This window comes from Mesorhizobium sp. YR577 (assembly GCF_900116595.1).
Classification (GTDB): domain Bacteria; phylum Pseudomonadota; class Alphaproteobacteria; order Rhizobiales; family Rhizobiaceae; genus Mesorhizobium_M.
The window spans coordinates 243,434-263,550 of record NZ_FPBI01000011.1 but is presented as its reverse complement, the minus strand read 5'-3'; the positions used below and the strand labels follow the sequence as shown (position 1 = coordinate 263,550).

The window sequence follows — 20,117 nt, the reverse complement described above, 5'->3', positions numbered from 1 at the left end:
TCGTTCTGCCACCCTCCAACAGCTCCACACCCCAATCCACAGCCCCATCCGCCCCCAACGCAACAGCCACACGATGAATGCGCCACCCTGTCGCCATTCCGGTTGCACAAATAAGCGGCATATTAAATCTTGGTAATCCGCGGGTTTCGCCTCGCTTGGACCGGTTTTCTCCCCTACATCTCGGCTGTCTGGACGCATGCCGCCTTGTTCGGCATGCAGTCCTTCGTCAAATTGTCGGGTCGTGATGCAACGTTTTGCGCCTCGTCGGGACATAAAGCGATGTTAGAGGTCGAGGCCGGTTATAGGAATGCGGTTTCATGCAGCGCCCGAAACCCGCATTTCGCGTCCTTAAGTCCCGAAGCAAAGCGTCATTGCTTTGGGCGGCTTCCAATCCATAGAATATCGTCAGGTTTCTGAAGGTCGAAGTTATGAAGGCTTCCCACTTCGTTGTCCTTGCCATTGCGGCGCTCGGCATAGCCGGCGTCTTGTTCTTCTTTCCGAGTCTGACCAGCACCGGCCAGCGCTATGTCACGGAGCTTATCTCGGGCAATCCGCCTGTTGATGCCGCGAAAAAGCCGGATGCGGCAACGTCGAATGCCAATACAGCCACGGCGCAATCGGCGGGTTCCTCCGGGAAGGGTAGATCGGGCGGGGGTGGGCCGATCGCCGTGATCGTCGCCACAGCGCAAAAGCAATCCTTTCCGGTCGTCACCCGCAGCTTCGCCACCGTTCAATCGCCGGCTGTGGTTACGGTCGGCGCGCGGATTTCCAGCCAGGTGACGGAAATTCACGTAAAAGACGGGCAGATGGTCAAGGCGGGCGATCTGCTGATCTCGCTGGACGACCGGGCGCTGCGGGCGCAATTGGCGCGGGACAAGGCCATTCTGGCCAAGGACAGTGCGCTTCTGGTCAGCACGACAGCCGATATGAACCGTGCCAAGGATCTCGCCACCAAGCAGGCGGGCACGCAACAGGCCTATGACGACGCGCTTGCCGCGCAGCAGTCGGCACAGGCGACGGTGGACAGCGATCAGGCAACCGTCGAAGCCGACCAGATACAGTTCGATTTCACCAGCATTACCGCCCCGATCGACGGACGGCTGGGTGCGGTGCAGGTTTCGGTCGGCGATCTGGTCGGCGGCTCCAGCACGTCGTCGAGCACGACTTCCGGCCTTGTCACGATCACGCAGGTCGATCCGATCCAGGTCAGTTTTCATCTCCCCGAGAACAATCTGCAGGTTTTCAAACCACTGCTGGATGCCGGCAAGGCGCCCGAGGTCAGGGTTCTCAAGAGCGGCAGCGCCGATCTGATCGCATCCGGAAGGATGGATTTCATCGATTCAGCGGTCGATACGGCGTCCGGGACGATCACCATGCGCGCGACCGTTGAGAACAGCAGCTTCGTGCTGTGGCCTGGGCAATTTGTCGATGTCGAGATCGATCAGGATGACCTGAACGACGCGACCGTCATTCCGACGGTTGCGCTGCAGCCCGGCCAGAACGGCCAGTTCGTTTATGTCGTCGGCTCGAACAACACCGTTGAGGTTCGCCCTGTCAAAGTGGCGCTGAGTGACGGTGACACCTCCGCGATCGCCTCGGGCCTCGAACCGGGGGACAAGATCGTCACCGAGGGGCAGTTGCGGCTGAAGCCGGGTGCTGCGGTCAAGCCGACTACGGCGACAGCTGACGCCGATGGCAGTTCGGCCGTCCAGCCTGCGGCTTACGAGAAGTCCCAAGCCACCGCGCAGGACGGCGTACAACAGTAGGGCGACGGCGATGACGATCTCCGAATTCTGCATCCGCCGGCCCGTCGCAACGCTTCTGATGTCGCTGTCGCTGGTGCTTGCCGGCCTCTTCGCCTACACGGCGCTGCCGGTTGCGGCACTGCCGCGGGCGGACTTTCCGGTCATCAATGTTTCGGCTTCCCTGCCGGGCGCTTCGCCCGATACGATGGCCACATCGGTCGCCACGCCGCTGATCAAGCAGTTCGCCACCATTGCCGGCATCGACAGCATCTCGACGACGAACTCGCTCGGCACGACCTCCATCGCCATTCAGTTCGACCTCGATCGCGACATCGACGCTGCTGCAGCCGATGTGCAGGCGGCGATCACCCGTACGCAGCGCGCTCTGCCGGACGAGATGCCGTCGCCGCCGAGTTACCGGAAGGTCAATCCTGCCGATGCGCCGATCCTGCTTCTCGCCCTGAAAAGCGATGTCGTGCCGCTGACCGACCTCGATGCCTTTGCCCAGCAGGTCATTTCGCCTTCGCTTTCCACGCTCAATGGCGTGGCCCAGGTCTCGATTTTCGGCAGCCAGGAATATGCCGTGCGTATCCAGATCGATGCCAATGCACTGGCTGCACGCGGCATTTCCGTCTCCCAGCTCCAGACGGCCATCGCTGCGGCCAACAGCAATGCACCGCTTGGCACCCTGCAAGGCAGCCAGCAGCAATTGACGATTGTCGCGAACACCCAGCTCGACAACGCGGCCGCCTTCTCCAACCTCATCATAGCAAGCAGCAACGGCAAGGCGGTTCGTCTCGGCGACGTGACACGGGTCATCGACTCTGTTGTGAACACGCAGACGGCGAGCTGGTATGATGGTTCGCGCGCCATCATCCTCGCCGTGCAGCGTCAGCCTGACGCCAATACGGTCGCGGTGGTCGACCGCGTGAAGGAGATGCTGCCGACATTCCAGAGCGAATTGCCGGCGGCGGCCTCGCTGGAAACGCTGAACGATCGCGCTGCCTCCATCCGCGCGTCGGTCAGTGACGTGCAGTTCACCCTGGCGCTCACGATCGCGCTGGTCGTTATGGTGATCTTCGTGTTCGTGCGCCGCGTGTGGGCAACGCTCATCCCCGCTCTGGCAGTTCCGATTTCGCTTATCGCCACCCTCGGCGTGATGTATCTGTTTGGCTTTTCCATCGACAACATTTCCCTCATGGCGCTGACGCTTTCCGTCGGCCTCGTCGTGGACGATGCGATCGTCATGCTTGAGAACATCGTCCGCCACATGGAGGAGAATGGCGACAGCGCGTTCGAGGCAGCACTCAAGGGCTCGCGAGAGATCGGCTTCACCATCATCGCGATATCGATTTCGCTGGTTGCCGTTTTCATACCCGTTCTGCTGATGGGCGGTGTGATCGGCAAAATCTTCAACGAATTTGCCGTGGTGGTGGTCGTTGCGATCCTCGCTTCCACGTTCGTTTCATTGACGCTGACGCCGATGCTTGCGTCGCGCATGCCCACAACATCCCTGTCCGACGGAGGCGACAAGCGCGGTATCGGCGCCTGGCTCGAGCGCGGGTTCGATGCGGTCGTTCGCGGTTACGACCGATTGCTGAAGGTGTGTTTCCGCTTTCATCTGGTCGTCTTCCTGGTCTTTCTCGGCACGATCGGGCTGACGTTCTATGAGCTGAACACAATTTCCAAGGGCTTCTTTCCGACGGAAGATATCGGCCAGCTTCAGGTGACGACGCAGGCGCGTCAGGACATTTCCTTTGACGCGATGAGTGCGCTTCAGGCGAAGGTCGCCGACGTCTTTGCCAAATCGCCCTATGTCACGCATGTCGGCAGTTCCGTCGGTGGGGGCGGGGCCGGCGGCGGATCGAATGCCATGAATTCGGGCCGGCTCTTTATAGAGCTGAAGCCCAAATCCGAGCGGCCGCCCTTGCAGACCGTTCTTTCGGACCTGCGTCATCAACTTGGCGAAATCCCCGGCATCAACACGTTCATGAATCCGGTGCAGAATCTTTCGGTCGGCGCGCGCTCTTCGGCCAGTCAATACCAGCTTGTCGTCCAGAGCCTGGACGAAACCCAGATGAACGAGTGGGCGCAGAAGCTGAACGATGCGATGAGCACCGACAGGCGCTTCTTCACCGATGTCAGCTCCGACCTTCAGAACAACGCCTTGCAGGCAAGGCTGGTCATCGACCGCGACAAGGCTGCCTCGCTCGGCATCACGGCGGATGTGTTGCGCTCTACGCTCTATAGCGGTTTCGGTGCCGAGCAGGTTTCGACCATCTATACGTCGAGCGACAGCTACGAGGTCATCCTGGAACTCGACCCGCAGATAAACTGGACGCCGGAGCGGCTGTCGCGGCTGCAGGTTTCCACGAGTACAGGGACGCTGGTGCCGCTCGGCGCCTTCTCGACAATCGAAAGAGTTGCAGGTGCGCTGACCGTCAACCAGCTTGGGCAGTTGCCGGCGGTCACCATCTCCTACAATTTGCCGAACGGCGTGGCGCTGGGCGACAGCATCGACGAGATCAATCGGCTCAAGACGCAGATCGACATGCCGCAGTCGGTGACGACCAGTTTCTATGGAACGGCCAAGACATTCGAGGATGCGGCAGCCAACCAAGGGCTGCTCATTCTCGGTGCGATCCTGACGATCTATATCGTGCTCGGCATCCTGTATGAGAGCTTCATTCACCCGATTACCATTCTTTCGGGCCTGCCGGCGGCAGCGGCGGGCGCGCTTCTTGCGATTGGCTGGTTCGGCTTCGACCTGTCGGTCATTGCCGTCATCGGATTGCTGATGCTGATCGGCATCGTCAAGAAGAACGCGATCATGATGATCGATGTAGCGCTGACGCTTCGGCGCGAAGGGGCCTCGCCGCAGGAAGCCATCCACAAGGCCTGCCTGATGCGGTTCCGGCCGATCATGATGACGACGCTGGCTGCCATGATGAGCACTTTGCCGATTGCGCTTGGCGCGGGCGCGAGCGCCGAATTGCGCCAGCCGCTGGGCGTTGCGGTCGTTGGCGGCCTGGTGGTGTCGCAGACGCTGACGCTTTTCGTCACGCCCGTCCTGTACCTCTACATGGAACAGTTGTCGGGTTGGCTCGGCCGGATTACCGGGCGCGGGGAGAAGAGCGCTGTGGTTGAAACGCTGCCCGTCGAGATCGCAGGTTCGAAGCAGGCTGCCGAGTAGCGTTCAGCGGCGGCGACGTTTCGTGCTGGCCGGCTCTTCTTCCGATCGAGCGTAAACGTCGAGCGTATAGCCGATGTGTTCGGTCATGAGCGCCTTGGCCCGCTCAACGTTGCGGTCGAGTGCGGCTTCCATCAGGTGCGTGTGATGTTCGATCGCGGTGGCGTCGCGCAGAGCGGCCAGCGCCTGTTCATGCCCGTGCTCCTGCCCGGCCGCTGCCCGCAGCATCGGGGCGAGGCTGAGGAAGCGATGGTGGCGGCGCAGTTGATCGGAGACCGTTTCCTGAAAACGCAAAAGCCAGCGTGACGTGGCCGCGCCCAGCAGGGCATCGTGAAATGCCTGATGTTTTTCATCCCAATCGTCGAGCGCTGTCTCCGAAGGATTCTCGACGGCAGGCGTGCAGCGGGACAGGCGATAATGGGCGGTGATGACGGACGCTTCCCATTCACTGCCGCCGTTCTGGATCGACTCCACGAACAACGGCACCTCGAGGAGCAGGCGCGCGCGAGTCAGGTCTTCCAGTTCCTCCCGCGACACCTCTGCTACGGCAAAGCCGCGATTACTGATCGCCGTCACAAGCCGCTCGGCCTCGAGCCGTGATAGAGCCTCTCGCAAGGGTGTCCAGCCAATGCCATAGGTGCCACGCAACGCGCCGAGTTTCAGCGGCGCGCCGGGGCCAAGCCGTGTCGACAAGATGTCCCGCCGCAAAGCGCGGTAGGCCGCTTCGGTCTTGCTGATGTGCTCGCCATCCATGGGCTGATCCGTCGGTTCTGATACGGCTTTATATATCATAGTTGGTGAATGCGGAAATTATATATAATATTGACAGGTGATGTTGGGCCCGTATGATCTCTTGCGCGGTGGCTGAGCCAGCATTCGCCCGCGAAAAAACGAGGTTTGCCGATCATGAGTGCAGTTCCAGATCTTGCCGCCATCGAAGCGCGTGATGCTGCCGATCCGCTGCGCGATATGCGCGACCGTTTCGTGCTGCCGCAGGGCGTCATCTATCTCGACGGCAACTCGCTGGGTGCTGCGCCAAAGAGCGCTTTCGCCGAACTCGACAAGGCAGCGCGCGAGGAATGGGCCGACGGCCTGATCCGAAGCTGGAACCGCGCCGGCTGGTTCGAACTTGCCGAACAGCTGGGCGACCGGGTTGGCCGCCTGATCGGTGCGGCCGCTGGCGAAACGGTGGTTTGCGATACGACCTCGGTCAATATCTACAAGGCGCTTCACGCCGCGCTCTGGCTGCGGCCGGAGCGCTCGGTGATCGTGGCCGAAGGCGGCAGCTTCCCGACCGATATCTACATGGCCGAAGGTGTTGCCGCGACCCGCCCAAGCGTCACCATCCGCCTCGAAGGCGTCGATGCACCGGCGATCGAGGATCTGATAGACGAGCAGGTCGCCGTGGTTCTGGTCAACCACGTGAACTACAAGAGCGGTGAGTTGCGCGATATGGCAGCGCTGACCCGCAAGGCGCATGAAGCAGGCGCGGTCATCATCTGGGATCTGTGCCACAGCGCCGGCGCGCTGCCGGTCGATCTTGATGGTGCGGATGCCGACTTTGCTGTTGGCTGCACATATAAATATCTCAATGGCGGCCCCGGCGCGCCGGCTTTCATCTATGCGGCCAAGCGTCATCATGAGCATATTCGCCAGCCGCTGACCGGTTGGTGGGGCCATGCCAAACCCTTTGCTTTCGAGCAGGGTTATCAGGCCGGCTCGGGCATTCGTCGCTTTCTGTGCGGCACGCAGCCAATCCTGTCTTTGCGAGCGCTGAAGGGCGCGCTCGACATGTGGGACGATGTCGACATGACGCTTCTGCGCCAGAAAAGCATTGCGCTGACCGACCTGTTCATTGAACTGGTCGAGGCGCGCTGTGGCGAATTTGACGTCACGCTGGTCGGGCCGCGAGAGGGTGCACGGCGCGGCAGCCAGGTGTCGTTCGCGCACCAAAATGCCTACGAGATCATGCAGGCGCTGATCGATCGTGGCGTCATCGGCGATTTCCGTGCGCCCAATGTCATGCGCTTTGGCTTCACGCCGCTCTATGTCGGCTATCGCGATGTTTGGGATGCAGTGGCGATCCTGCATGACATCCTGAAGACCGGCAGTTGGAAGGAAGAGCGCTTCGCGGTTCGCGCCGCCGTTACCTGATCTCAGGCATTCGCCGTTTTAGCGCGCCTGTCCCCAGAGGCTTCGATACCTTTTTCGAAGCCCTGGATGTGCTTCTCAAGTTCCGTGTTGTTCATGAAGGCGGTCAAGGTCGTGATGTCCTTGCCCCTATAAAGATCATGTACTTGCGCTGATTTCAGGCGAGCCAAAAGCTCGACGCGTTTCATTGCGAATCCTTTCTCTCATTGATTTGGGTGGATTCTCTGAAGGGGTAACTTCGTCCCTTTGTCAACCGTTCCGAAATAAACGGAATAGGCCTTGACCTTCCAGTTGCTGGAAGCCTTACGTTCAGTTCCTACATAAGAACGGCATGGGAATTGAAGTCATGGATCATCAACACGAACACGCAAATTGCTGCGGGGCGCATGGCGGCAACGCTGCCGCCGAGGTCGTTCGTGATCCGGTCTGCGGCATGACCGTCGATCCGGCTGCAGGCAAGCCGACGGCTCAATATGGCGGGCACGTCTATCATTTCTGCAGCGCATCCTGCCGCGAGAAATTCACCAAGACCCCGGACGCCTATCTCGAAGCCGTTGATCCTGTCTGCGGCATGAAGGTCAATCGTGCCAACGCCAAGCATTTTGCCCGCCATGAAGGGCAGGGCTTCTATTTCTGCTCGGCCGGTTGCAAGACGAAGTTCGAGGCCGAGCCGGCAAAATATCTCGGCGACCGCCCGGCGCCTCAGGCCATGCCGAAGGGCACGCAATACACCTGCCCGATGCATCCGGAGGTCATCCGCGACAAGCCCGGTTCTTGCCCGAAATGCGGCATGGCGCTGGAGCCGATGGGTGTTCCGACAGGCGATGAGGGGCCGAATCCCGAGCTCGTCGATTTCACGCGGCGTTTCTGGGTCAGTGCCGCGCTGTCCATCCCGCTTCTGATCCTGACGATGGGGCCGATGATCGGCCTGCCTGTGCGCGACTGGGTCGGCGAAAAGCTTGCCGTCTGGATCGAGCTCGCGCTGGCCACGCCCGTAGTGCTTTGGGCGGCGCTGCCGTTTTTTCATCGCGGCTGGGAGTCCATCATCAACCGCAGCCCCAACATGTGGACGCTGATCTCGCTCGGTGTCGGTGCGGCCTATCTCTACAGCGTCGTGGCGACGCTCTTTCCCGATGCATTCCCGCATACGTTCCGGGGGCACGGTGGCGCGGTGCCGGTCTATTTCGAGGCTGCTGCCGTCATCGTTGCGCTGGTGTTTCTCGGTCAGGTGCTGGAGCTGAAGGCGCGCGAGCGTACCGGTTCCGCAATCCGGGCGCTGCTCGACCTTGCGCCGAAGACCGCGCGCTTGATAAGCGCCGATGGTTCGGAAGCGGATGTGCCGCTGGAAGAGGTCAAGGCCGGCGACCGGCTCCGTGTCCGGCCGGGTGACAGCGTTCCTGTCGATGGATCGGTGGTCGAGGGCCGTTCTTCGATCGATGAATCGATGATCACCGGTGAGCCCGTGCCGCTCGAAAAGACTGCCGGCGACCGCGTCACCGGCGGCACGATCAACAAGAACGGGTCTCTGGTCATCAAGGCCGAAAAGGTCGGCGCGGATACGGTTCTGTCGCAGATCGTCGAGCTGGTCGCCAAGGCGCAGCGGTCGCGTGCGCCGATCCAGGGGCTCGCCGATCGCGTCGCCTATTATTTCGTGCCGGCCGTGGTGCTGGTGGCGATCGCCGCGTTTGTTGTCTGGGCGCTGTTCGGGCCGGAACCGAGCATGATCTTCGCCATCGTCTCGGCGGTGTCGGTGCTGATCATCGCCTGTCCCTGTGCGCTCGGACTTGCCACGCCGATGTCGATCATGACGGCGACGGGCAGGGGCGCGCATGCCGGCGTCCTGATCAAGGATGCGGAAGCGCTGGAGCGTTTCGCCGGCGTCGACACGCTGATCGTCGACAAGACCGGGACGCTGACCGAGGGCAGGCCGGTGCTGACCGATGTCGTCACTGTAAACGGCTTTGCCGAGGACGAGTTGCTGGGGCTGGCCGCGACACTGGAAAAGGGTTCCGAGCATCCGCTGGCTGACGCGATTGTCGAAGGCGCCAAGACGCGCGGCGTGAAGTTGCTTGATGTCAGGGATTTCGAGGCGGTTACGGGTAAGGGCGTCCGGGGCGTCGTCGGCGCAAAGCATGTCGTGCTCGGCAATGCCGCTATGCTGAAAGAGATTAAGGTCGATGCGACTTCATTGAGCGCCAAGGCGGATGCACTCCGGGCCGAAGGCAAGACGGCGATGTTTGTCACCATCGATGGCAAGCTTGCCGGCATCGTTGCCGTCGCCGATCCGATCAAGAAGACCACGGTCGAGGCGATCAAGGCGCTGCATGAAAGCGGGCTGAAGATCATCATGGCCACCGGCGACAATGAGCGCACCGCCAGGGCAGTCGCTGCCAAGCTTGGAATCGATGAGGTTCGGGCCGATGTCCTGCCCGAAGGCAAGAAGGCGCTGGTCGACGAGCTGCGCGCCAAGGGTGCCAAGATCGCCATGGCCGGCGATGGCGTCAACGACGCGCCGGCGCTTGCGGCTGCCGATGTTGGTATCGCCATGGGCACGGGTGCTGACGTTGCCGTGGAAAGTGCGGGCATCACGCTGGTGAAGGGCGATCTCAACGGCATCGTGCGGGCCCGCACACTGGCGCAGGCGACGATCCGCAACATCAAGCAAAACCTGTTCTTCGCCTTCATCTACAATCTGCTCGGCGTGCCGGTGGCGGCAGGCGTGCTCTATCCGATCTTCGGCATGCTGCTGTCGCCGATGCTGGCCGCCGCCGCGATGAGCCTGTCGTCGGTGTCGGTCATAGCCAACGCGCTGCGGCTTAGAACGCTGAAGCTCTGAATTTCTGGAGACGAGAACCATGAATATCGGTGACGCATCCGACCGCTCCGGCCTTCCGGCCAAGACGATCCGCTATTACGAGGATATCGGGCTGCTCAAGCCCGGTCGTGCGGAAAACGGCTACCGCGACTATTCACCGAGCGATGTCCATCGGCTGAAATTCCTGCAACGTTCGCGCAGCCTCGGCTTCTCGGTTGAGGAATGCCGCCAGCTTCTGTCGCTCTATGGCGATACGGCCCGCGAGAGCGCTGATGTGAAAGCGATGGCCGAGGTCAAGCTCGGCGAGATCGACCGCAAGATTGCGGAACTCGTCGAGCTTCGCGGCGTGTTGCAGCACCTTGTCCACAATTGCCATGGCGATGCGCGGCCGGATTGCCCGATCCTCGACGATCTTTCCGGCAAGGCGCCGCGCGATGTGGCGGAACATTCATCCCCTTCCAAGCACTGAAACAGGAGATTCCCATGACCTCACAACGCAAGCTCGTTGCGCTTTCGGCCGCCCTTTTGCTGGGTGCCGGCATAGCCGGGGCCGCACTCGCGCAGACCGACCACAGCACGCACGATATGAGCGGCATGGCCATGTCGAACGGGGCTGAGACGCCGGCAGCCAAGGGCTATATGAAGGCGATGGACACGATGCATCAGGCGATGGGCTCGATGGAATATACGGGCGATCCCGATATCGATTTCGCGCGCGGCATGATCCCGCATCACCAGGCTGCCATCGACATGGCCAAGGTCCAGCTCGAATACGGCAAGGACCCGGAAATCCGCAAGCTTTCCGAAGACATCATCAAGGCGCAGGAAGGCGAGATCAAGCAGCTCAACGAATGGCTGGCGGCGCATCCGGCGAAGTGAGCGGTCTTTAGAGCCTTTCCGGCTCAGGTGCGCCGCCCCTCATCCCCCTGCCGGGACCTTCTCCCCGTGAACGGGGAGAAGAAGCTGGCCGCAACGCTGACGACCCCCTCTCCCCGTCCTTTACGGGGAGAGGGTAAGGGTGAGGGGCAGTTTCCATCGCGACCTGAAACGATCTTAGACGAATGGCTTGCCGACCTGATATTTCCCCGGCACCAGCCGGTTCAGATAGGCAATGCCCTTGTCGGAAAGCTCGTTGATATCCGGCTTCAGGAAATCGTCGGGCATGTGGCGGGTCTTGCCCGCCACGGCCGAAAGCGGCACCAGCTTCATGACGGTCTTGTTGCCGTCGAACTGCAATGCCACTGAGCCGCCGCCCTGTGCCGCGGCTTCCACGGCGAAAGCGCCAGCGTTGAATGCTTCGTGGGAGTCGGTGTCATTGATCGCGCCGATATAGCCGCGCGGCATGTAGCCGAGCGCATCGACACGCGCCCGCGTTCCGGGCAGGCCGTCGCGCAGCGCATGCTCGAAGGCGAGGCCGAGATCGCCGCCTGACAGTTTCAGATTGCCATGGGCGTCGCGCTCGAGGCGATCTGGCGGCACAATGCTTTCCACCAGCGATTTGCCGTCCGCTGTGCTCACACCTTCGGAGACGGCAACGATGCAGCGTTTGTAGCGGCCGAGCGTGGCGCGGACATCGTCGATGAAGCGGGGCACTGAAAAGGCCCGCTCCGGCACGTAGATGAGATGCGGGCCGCTGTCCTCGTCGTCGCGCCAGGCAGCAGCAGCGGCAGTCAGGAAGCCGGCGTGACGGCCCATGACGATGCCGACATAGACGCCGGGCAAAGCGCGGAAATCCAGATCGACGCTCAGGAATGCACCGGCGACGAATTCGCCTGCAGAAATGAAGCCCGGCGTATGGTCGTTTTCGACCAGGTCGTTGTCGATCGTCTTGGGTGCATGGACGAAGGAAATTGAGCCGCCCGATGCGTCGGCCAGTATCTGCTGCGTTCCGGCGGTATCGTTGCCGCCGATATAGATAAAGGCGTCCGCGCCCACTTTCTTCAGGCCGGCAAGCACGAGCTCGCAATAGGCTGCGTCCGGCTTGTCTCGGGTGCTGCCGAGGGCTGCGCCCGGTGTCGTGCCGACGCGGCGCAGCTGTTCCTCCGGCACGTCGGAGAGCTCGACGTAGTCGCCGTCACGAATGCCGCGTACGCCATGGCGTGCGCCAAGAATACGTGCATCCGGGTGACGTTTCTGGATTTCGATGACCGCTCCCACCATCGTCTGGTTGATGACCGCCGTAGGTCCACCGCCTTGAGCGATCACGAATGTTGCAGCCATCTAGGCATTCCTCTCGAACTGTTTGCGGCATGATTGCGCGCTTGCCGGTTTGGCGCAACATGATTGGCGCAAAAGCGGATATTATCCGATCAAATGCGGATACTTCGCTGGAACCATGCAATCTTTGCGCTGGCAGCATAGTGCACCGTTGCCGCCGGCATGCTCCATCGAATAGATGGGGCGGAACGATTTTTGAACGAGGAATATCATGACAAGCAATGCTTCTCTCCAGTCCCGCCGGGTCGCGGCGATCCCGCGCGGCGTGGCGACTGCCTATCCGGTCTTCGCAAAGCGCGCGGAAGGCTCCGAGATATGGGATGTCGATGACAAGCGCTATGTCGATTTCGGCGGCGGCATCGCCGTGCTCAACACCGGCCATCGCCATCCAAAGGTCATTGCCGCGGTGCGCGAGCAGCTTGATGCCTTCACGCATACGGCCTTCCAGATCGTGCCTTACGAGCCCTACATCGAGCTCTGCGAGAAGCTGAATGCGCTGGCCCCGTTCAAGGGCGAGGCCAAGAGCATCCTGTTTTCGACCGGCGCGGAAGCCGTCGAGAACGCGGTCAAGATCGCGCGCGCCGCAACCGGGCGCACCAATGTGATTGCCTTCACCGGTGCCTTCCATGGCCGCACGCTGATGACCAGCGCGCTCACCGGCAAGGTCGCGCCCTACAAGAAGAAGTTCGGGCCCATGCCCGGCGGCATCTGGCATGTGCCGTTTCCCGTTGCGCAGCTTGGCACGACGGTTGCCGACACATTGAAGGCAATCGAGTATCTGTTCCGCGCAGATGTTGACCCGGTGAACGTCGCCGCCTTCATCATCGAGCCGGTTCAGGGCGAGGGCGGTTTCCATCCGGCTCCGACCGAGCTTCTGGAAGCGCTGCGCAAGCTCTGCGACCAGCATGGCATCCTGTTGATCGCCGACGAGGTTCAGACCGGCTTTGCCCGCACCGGCAAGATGTTCGGCATCGAAAACAGCGGCGTCGAGCCTGACCTGCTGACGATCGCAAAATCGCTCGCCGGCGGCTTCCCGCTTTCGGGCGTCATCGGCCGCGCCGAAATCATGGATGCGGCAGAGCCCGGCGGTCTTGGCGGCACCTATGCCGGCAGCCCCATTGCCTGCGCGGCAGCCCTTGCCGTGCTCGACGTGATTGCTGAGGAAAAGCTGATCGATCGCGCCAATTCTCTCGGTGACCGCATCAAGGGCGAACTGGCCCGTTTTGCCCAGCGCAACGACACGGTGGCGATGTCCGCCATTCGTGGACCGGGTGCGATGGTCGCGTTCGATATCGTGAAGAGCCGCGGAAGCGAGGAGCCCGACGCGGACGCCACGAAGCGCGTGACGACGGCAGCGCTCGCCGAAGGTCTGGTGCTTCTGTCCTGCGGCGTGAACGCCAACACGATCCGCATCCTCATGCCGCTGACGATCTCCGACGAGATCCTTGCCGAGGGTCTGGGCAAGCTGGAAAAGGCGCTGGTCGCAGCCAACGCCTGAGATCGGTTTACTTGAAGCAGAAACGCCGGCGGTCATCACCGCCGGCGTTTCTGTTTCTGAGTATCAGAGAAGGGATCAGACGACCACGATCGGCGTCTTGGTCGGCACGCGATTGTAAAGGTCGATAACGTCCTGATTGATCATGCGCACGCAGCCGGACGATACGGCCGTGCCGATCGACCACCATTCCGGCGAGCCGTGGACGCGAAACAGCGTGTCGTTGCCGTCCTTGAAGATGTAGAGCGCGCGCGCGCCGAGCGGGTTGGTCAGGCCGCCGGGCTGGCCGCCGCGGAATTTTTCCAGCTCCGGCCGCCTTCCGATCATCTCCGAAGGCGGTGTCCAGGTCGGCCATTCCTTCTTGTACTGGATGTTGGCGCGGCCATTCCAGACGAAGCCGTCCTTGCCGATGCCGACGCCATAACGGATGGCGTCGCCGCCCGGCTGTACGAGATAAAGGAAGCGCTCCTGCAGATGCACGACGATCGTGCCCGGCTGCTCGCCGGTCGGGTCGACCACGATCTGCCGGCGGAATTTCGGATTGATCTTGGCGAAGGGGATTTCCGGCAGCGTGTTGCCGCTGTCGGTGAAGGAGGCGTACATCAGCTCCGGGCGCGTCACCTGCTTGTCGACGCTGATGCGCGGCCGGATGGAGCCGGTGGTGACATTGTCGAGCTGGAGCGCGGACATATCCACGCTGCGTGAGCAGCCGGCGGTTCCAAGGAGCGCTGCCGAGCCAAGCCCGATCAGGGCTGCTCGCCGCGAAATAAGGCCGGGTTCGTCGGAAGGCACGGATTTCGGCAAGGCTGGATTTTGCGACACGGGCACGTTTCCACGGTTGAACACACACGCTCTGGGATTCGCGGAACCCTGCGATCAAAGCCGTTAGCATTTTCATCAATCGTGGTTGATAAATCGTGAATCGCATTTCCGCGTGACTTTGCAAGGACTTGCCGACGTGGACATCGAACGGGACCGCCAAAATGCCTCAATGGAGGGTTGCAAGACGCAACAACACCTTCGTTGCGTCACAATCTCGACCGGACCCGTTTCTAGGTTCCCCGCCTGTGCTGCGAGGGAATCATGAGCGTGACATTCAAGACGGATCTGGCGTTGTTTTTCGGGACTATTATCGCGACTGCGATGGTGCTTGGCGCCAATGTGAGCGCGGCTGAAATCATGGCTGCGATTGCGCGGGCGTTCTCATGAAAACCCGGCCCAAAGACGATCTTTTCGCCTCGAAAATTTCCCCCTTTACATCATCGCGGTGGCAGGGATTTATCATCTCCTTTGAGCAAAGGAGAGTTCCATGCCGCTTGAAACCTGGGCAGCCTTCGCGGCCGCGTCAGCAGTTCTTCTGATCATTCCCGGCCCCACCATTCTTCTGGTGGTGTCCTATGCGCTCGGCCAGGGCTGGCGCACCGCACTTCCGATGGCGGTTGGAGTAGCGCTCGGCGACTTCACCGCCATGACCCTTTCGATGCTCGGCATCGGCGCGCTGCTGGCGGCATCCGCCACGGTCTTCACCATCCTCAAATGGATCGGGGCGGCCTATCTCATATATCTCGGGGTAAAATTGTTTCGCGCCGGCGGAACGCTCAATGCAGAGCCGCGCACGGATACGGCGTCGGCTGCGAAGATGATGGGACATGCCTGGCTGGTCACGGCGCTGAACCCGAAAAGCATTACCTTCTTCGTGGCGTTCCTGCCGCAGTTCCTCGACCATAACGCCGATTTCCTGACGCAGATGCTGATCTTCGAGACGACCTTCCTGGCGCTCGCCTTCGCCAATGCGTTTGGCTATGCGCTGGTCGCCGCGCGGGCGCGCAATCTCGTCCGCAACCCGAAGGCGATCGGCATCTTCAACAAGACCGGCGGTACGCTGCTGGTCGGCGCCGGCATCGCCACTGTTGCGGTCAGATCCGGCAATTAGGATCTCATAGTCCGAGATAAAAAAGAGGCGGGCAATGCCCGCCTCTTTGCTTTCATCCGTTCAGCGTCACCATTTGACACTGACGCCGATATTGCCCTCGAAGACCCGCGTCTTCTCGCCGCCGAGATTGGTCGTGTAGTCGGCGGTGGCAAACAGGCTGACCGTGTCGGTGAGCTTGGCGACGACACCGCCGCCGAGTTCCAGCGAGGTTCCCTTGCGCTCAGTCGAAATCGCGTCCGAGCCGAAGGAGACGGTGTCGGTGCTCTTGAAGTCGTGCCAGAGATTGGCCTTGAGATAGGGCTGCAACTTCATGTCGCCGAAAGGCATTTCGCCCTGCAAGCGCACGCCGAGACGGCCGGTGGCACCGCTGCCGGGATCGAAGGAGACGGTGGAGAACCGGTCCTGCTGATCGTCGAATGACAGGTGCTGCCAGATGATCTGGGCCTGCGGCTCGATCGTCCAGGTGCCGGTCAGGGCGATCGGGTAGCCGCCCTCGAGGGAGACGGCAACGCCGCTTCCATCGATGTCGACGCCGACATTGCGGTCCGAGGTCGCATCGCCGCTGAACCATGTGCCCATCACGATACCGTCGAGATACCAGCCGGTCGGGCCGATATGCGTCCAGTAGGCACCGACACTGGTCCCGTCGAGATTGAGCTTGCCAACGGCAAGATCGTTCCAGCCGAGAGCCTGGCCGCGAATGTCGCCATCCATGCTCGAGTGAGCGACGAACAAGCCGGCACGGTCGCGATGGCCTGAAGAGCTTTCCCAGCCGAACAGGTCCGCGCCGGCCTGGAAGCCGAGCAGATGGCCGTCGAAGGTCGGGGAGACCGTTCCGGACCATTTCGTCTCGTTGTCCTGTCCGAAGACGCGGCCCCAGACCACCGGCAGGAAGTCCACGCCCTGCAACAGGGCCTGCTCGCCGCGGCGTTCGTGGAACGTGCCGAGATTGGCAAGGCCAAGCTCATAGGCCACCGGAGGCAGGACCGAATAGGTCGGCACCTCGATGCGATAGAGCGGGACCACTTCCGCCTCGACGCGCGTCGCGCCGGGTGTCGGCGGCGGCGTGGTGTTGTTGAGTGGCAGCGGCGGTGGTGTCACCGGCGGTGCCGGAGGCGTCGGTGGCGGATCTAGTGGAGGAGCCTCGGCTGGTGCCGGTGGGGCCACGGGCGCCGGATCGCTCGGCAGCACCGGCGGTGCCGGATCAACCGGGTCAGGATCCGAAGGTGTTGCCTCAGGCGGCACTGGCGGTGGCGGAGTAACTTGCGGCGGTGGTGCCGGCAATTCCGGTTCCGGCTCTATCGGCTGCGTTGCAGGATCCGGCGTTGTTGGCGTCGGTTCCAGCGGATCGGGGGCTGGTGCCGGCGTTGGCGGTTCCTCTGCTGGCGTCGGAGGATTGACCAGCGTCGAGCGCAGATACCAGTTTTCGCTCGTGCCGTCGGACACGCCGCCCTTGAACAGGAGATATTCGAAGGCTCCGGCCGCTACCGGGCCGTTGAGCGAGAACGATCCGCCTGCGGTGGTGGCGCCATTCACGGCCTCGACCACCTGAATGCCGTCCTGAGTCGTGGCGGCGCCTGCACCGCCTGCGTTGATGATGCTGATGCTGGTCGTGCCGGAAGCCGTTCCGCCGGAAATCACCAGCTTGTCGGAAGCGGATGAATCATCGTCAAGCACCGTGTCGAGCAGCAGCAATCCACCATTGCCGACATAGTTGCCGCCGACCGTGAATGTGTCGCTGGTACCGCCGCCATTGTTGGTCAGGTCGATGCGTCCAGCGTTGACGACGCTGGCAAGCTGGCCGGCGGTGAAGGCGCTGACGCCGCTGTCGAAGCCGCCGCCATAGAGCGTGCTCGTCGCATCGACGCTAAGCGTTCCAGTACCGGTTCCGCTGTCGCCGAGCTTGAGCTGTCCGTCGAAGGTGAGCTGCGTGTCGTTGGTAGCCGCAATGCTTTCCCAATTCTGGAAGCGGGCGACGCCAGGCGTCAGGACGTGATTGAGGGTCAGGCTGTCGGTGCCGAGGCCGCCGGTGATGGCCGTCGTTGCTCCGAGGTTGGCGTTGGTGAGATCTTTCAGCGTGGCGGTGTCGTTGTCTGCTCCCATATCCACGGTGCCGTAGATGATGCCGCCGCCGTCCCAGGTGAAGGTGTCGTTTCCGAAGCTCATCAGCACGTCGCCGCCGATGCTGCCGCCGGTGACGGTGACGCTGTCATTACCGCCGCTGACGCTGATATTGCCGCCAATCGTTCCACCGGAGATGATGACGGTGTCCTGATCGAAGCCGGTGACGAGATTGCGGTCGATCGTGCCGCCCGACATGTTGAAGTAATTCTTGTCGAGTTTCATGTTGACGCGGCCGATGCGGCCGCCGGTCATGATGGCGCGGTCGCCGTCGTCGAAGAAGTCGATGATGCGGCCATTGGACATGAAGAATGTGTCCAGTGCATCGCCCTGGTTGAGTGACTGGATGACGCCGCCGGTCATCTGGAAATCGTCGATGCCGCCGCCTTGCTGCACATTGCCTGTGACGGTGCCGCCGCTGATGATGAAACTGTCAGCGCCGCCGCCCTGGTCGACTGCACCTGTGATCGTTCCGGAATTCATCTCGATGCGGTCGGTGCCGTCGCCGAAGCTCACATTGCCGTTCAGCGTGCCTGTGCCCGCGTCCGGGAATTGCAGCGTGTTGTTGCCGAGAAGGTCCGTCAGACCCCCGGCAGATATGCCGCTGTCGCATACAAAAGTGTCATTGCCGGCCGTCGGTACGAACGTGCAGGCGGCCATGGCCGGCGCTGCCTGAAGGAATGCTATACCGATTGATGTAGAGGCCAGAAGCCCGAGGTGGCGCTTTCTGCCCCTCGTGCGAGAAACAGAATCCCATGCCGATATTCCCGGCATCGGGTCGTCCGAGGTGAAGTGCCGCATCACCGTCTCCAAATGCAATAATGTTATAGATCAGAAGAGCTCAATCAGAATCCCCATGCCTCAACCCCGCCGCATTAAAGCCATAATCCAGCAATGAAGGCAACCGTACCGTGTACGGCGAAATTACAGTTTGGTTTACAGGTGTTGCATTTTTGCTGACGCTACGTCACCGCAGGTCGGGTTCCCCGCCCCGGTGTTGCCAGGCTTGAAAACCTGGTCGGGAAGACCGATCCTGTCACGGCCACAGGTGTTTGCGTGGCAAGAGCAATCTCGGCGCCGGAGAACGACATGCAGGAGCGGGACACTCTCGGTCTCACCCTTTCCGGGGCAGATCACGAAAGCTTGAAGCATTATCAACGCGCCTTGCATGAGTTGCAGTGCTTCGTCGGCGATCCCGTCGGGTCGGTGAATGCGGCGATCGAAATTGATCCCGGCTTCGTCATGGCGCATGTGCTGAAGGGCTATCTTTATGGCCTCTCGACGGAACGCGAAGCCATGGCTGTTGCACGCAAATGCCATGAAGCCGCATCGCAACTTGGCGTGACGGCACGCGAGCAAGCGCATGTCACAGCACTCGGCCATCTCGCCAACGGGCGCTGGCACGATGCCGGGCGCGTGCTTGAATATCTGACGCGGGAGGTGCCGCGCGATGCGCTGGCGCTGCAGGCCGGTCACCAGATCGATTTCTTCACCGGCAACGCGCCGATGCTGCGGGACAGGCTTGCCCATGCCATGCCGTTCTGGAGTTCAGGCATGGACGGTTATCACGCCATCCTCGGCATGCAGGCTTTCGGCTTCGAGGAAATGGGCGACTACGCCCGCGCTGAAGCATTGGGCCGCGCGGCGATCGACCTCGAGCCGCGCGATGGCTGGGCGCAGCATGCAGTCGCCCATGTCATGGAAATGCAAAGCCGCCAGCACGACGGCATTTCATGGATGCGATCCAATACCGATGGGTGGACAAGAGAGAGCTTCTTGCAGGTGCACAATTGGTGGCACCTGGCGCTGTTTCACTATGATCTCGGTGAAACGGACGAAGTGCTGGCTCTCTACGATGGGCCGATCTACGGCGCGCGCTCGGAGCTTGCGCTCAACATGGTCGATGCCTCGGCGATCCTCTGGCGGTTGCATCTGGGCGGCGTCGACGTCGGTTCGCGCTGGGCCGATCTCGCCGCCAGCTGGGCGCCCAAGGCGAAAGCCGGCAATTACGCTTTCAACGACATCCACGCGATGATGGCCTTTGTCGGTGCGGGACTTTCCGAGCCAGCAAGGCAACTCCTCGAGACGCAACGGGAAGCGATGCAGGCCAGTGACGACAACGCTGCCTTCACCCGCGATGTGGGCCATCCCGTCGCCTTAGCGCTGAACGCATTCGGCGAGGCGCGTTACGACGAAGCGGTTCAATTGCTCCGGCCGATACCGTCGATCGCGCACACATTCGGCGGAAGCCATGCGCAGCGCGATGTCATCGATCTCACGCTCATCGAGGCGGCATTTCGTGCGGGCGATGCTTCGCTTGCAGGAAAGCTGTCGGCCAGTCGGGCGAATGCGCGACCAGCCAGCCCGTTGTCCCAGCTTTTCGTCAAACGAGCCGAAACGCTGAGAGCAGGGGCTGCTTGAATAGTCATTTTTTACGAGACTCGAAAAAA

Annotated in this window: 15 protein-coding genes; 10 read left to right on the top strand and 5 right to left on the bottom strand. The window is 61.7% G+C overall.

The window, feature by feature from the left end:
• Positions 1–428: 428 nt before the first annotated feature.
• Entirely contained in the window at positions 429–1,766 is a 1,338-nt protein-coding gene (locus BM413_RS18115; protein ID WP_091915523.1) for an efflux RND transporter periplasmic adaptor subunit, read from the top strand.
• 10 nt (positions 1,767–1,776) lie between these two features.
• Positions 1,777–4,938 (top strand): efflux RND transporter permease subunit, encoded by a 3,162-nt coding sequence (locus tag BM413_RS18110; RefSeq protein ID WP_091915521.1) that lies wholly within the window; start codon positions 1,777–1,779, stop codon positions 4,936–4,938.
• Between the two features lie 3 nt (positions 4,939–4,941).
• On the opposite strand, the gene BM413_RS18105 is transcribed toward BM413_RS18110, so the two are convergent.
• Positions 4,942–5,688, bottom strand: a complete 747-nt coding sequence (locus BM413_RS18105) for a GntR family transcriptional regulator (RefSeq protein WP_244537908.1) — start codon at positions 5,686–5,688, stop codon at positions 4,942–4,944.
• Between the two features lie 153 nt (positions 5,689–5,841).
• On the opposite strand from BM413_RS18105, the gene kynU reads away from it, so the two are divergent.
• A complete protein-coding gene (kynU, locus tag BM413_RS18100) occupies positions 5,842–7,089 on the top strand; it encodes a kynureninase (protein WP_091915578.1) in 1,248 nt (415 codons plus the stop codon).
• 2 nt (positions 7,090–7,091) lie between these two features.
• Here the strand turns inward: kynU and BM413_RS18095 are convergent, their stop codons facing one another.
• Entirely contained in the window at positions 7,092–7,274 is a 183-nt protein-coding gene (locus BM413_RS18095) for a hypothetical protein (RefSeq protein WP_091915516.1), read from the bottom strand.
• 158 nt (positions 7,275–7,432) lie between these two features.
• Here BM413_RS18095 and BM413_RS18090 point away from each other — a divergent pair, with 158 nt between their 5' ends.
• From BM413_RS18090 to BM413_RS18080, 3 genes are read left to right on the top strand one after another with little or no spacing between them, the layout of a single operon-like run.
• The gene (locus BM413_RS18090; RefSeq protein ID WP_175544353.1) at positions 7,433–9,922 is read left to right on the top strand and encodes a heavy metal translocating P-type ATPase; all 2,490 of its coding nucleotides are present in this window, start codon (positions 7,433–7,435) and stop codon (positions 9,920–9,922) included.
• Positions 9,923–9,941: 19 nt separating this feature from the next.
• Positions 9,942–10,370 (top strand): Cu(I)-responsive transcriptional regulator, encoded by a 429-nt coding sequence (gene cueR / locus BM413_RS18085; protein WP_091915511.1) that lies wholly within the window; start codon positions 9,942–9,944, stop codon positions 10,368–10,370.
• A 14-nt stretch (positions 10,371–10,384) separates the two neighbouring features.
• The gene (locus BM413_RS18080) at positions 10,385–10,780 is read left to right on the top strand and encodes a CopM family metallochaperone (protein ID WP_091915509.1); all 396 of its coding nucleotides are present in this window, start codon (positions 10,385–10,387) and stop codon (positions 10,778–10,780) included.
• Between the two features lie 174 nt (positions 10,781–10,954).
• Here BM413_RS18080 and BM413_RS18075 read toward each other — a convergent pair whose 3' ends face one another.
• Positions 10,955–12,121: a diphosphate--fructose-6-phosphate 1-phosphotransferase gene (locus BM413_RS18075; RefSeq protein WP_091915507.1), complete on the bottom strand. Its 1,167-nt coding sequence runs from the start codon at positions 12,119–12,121 to the stop codon at positions 10,955–10,957.
• Positions 12,122–12,329: 208 nt separating this feature from the next.
• On the opposite strand from BM413_RS18075, the gene gabT reads away from it, so the two are divergent.
• Positions 12,330–13,616 carry a 4-aminobutyrate--2-oxoglutarate transaminase gene (gabT, locus tag BM413_RS18070; RefSeq protein ID WP_091915505.1) on the top strand — a complete coding sequence of 429 codons (1,287 nt, stop codon included), beginning with the start codon at positions 12,330–12,332 and terminating at the stop codon, positions 13,614–13,616.
• A 75-nt stretch (positions 13,617–13,691) separates the two neighbouring features.
• On the opposite strand, the gene BM413_RS18065 is transcribed toward gabT, so the two are convergent.
• The gene (locus BM413_RS18065; protein ID WP_091915503.1) at positions 13,692–14,435 is read right to left on the bottom strand and encodes a L,D-transpeptidase; all 744 of its coding nucleotides are present in this window, start codon (positions 14,433–14,435) and stop codon (positions 13,692–13,694) included.
• Between the two features lie 261 nt (positions 14,436–14,696).
• On the opposite strand from BM413_RS18065, the gene BM413_RS34000 reads away from it, so the two are divergent.
• Both BM413_RS34000 and BM413_RS18060 read left to right on the top strand, forming a co-directional pair.
• On the top strand, positions 14,697–14,822 hold the full coding sequence (locus BM413_RS34000) for a hypothetical protein (protein ID WP_280141841.1): 126 nt from the start codon (positions 14,697–14,699) through the stop codon (positions 14,820–14,822).
• A gap of 100 nt (positions 14,823–14,922) precedes the next feature.
• A complete protein-coding gene (locus BM413_RS18060; protein ID WP_091915501.1) occupies positions 14,923–15,546 on the top strand; it encodes a LysE family translocator in 624 nt (207 codons plus the stop codon).
• Positions 15,547–15,612: 66 nt separating this feature from the next.
• On the opposite strand, the gene BM413_RS18055 is transcribed toward BM413_RS18060, so the two are convergent.
• Entirely contained in the window at positions 15,613–18,327 is a 2,715-nt protein-coding gene (locus BM413_RS18055) for an autotransporter family protein (RefSeq protein WP_244537907.1), read from the bottom strand.
• Positions 18,328–18,756: 429 nt separating this feature from the next.
• On the opposite strand from BM413_RS18055, the gene BM413_RS18050 reads away from it, so the two are divergent.
• A complete protein-coding gene (locus BM413_RS18050) occupies positions 18,757–20,088 on the top strand; it encodes a tetratricopeptide repeat protein (RefSeq protein WP_091915499.1) in 1,332 nt (443 codons plus the stop codon).
• Positions 20,089–20,117 lie beyond the last annotated feature (29 nt).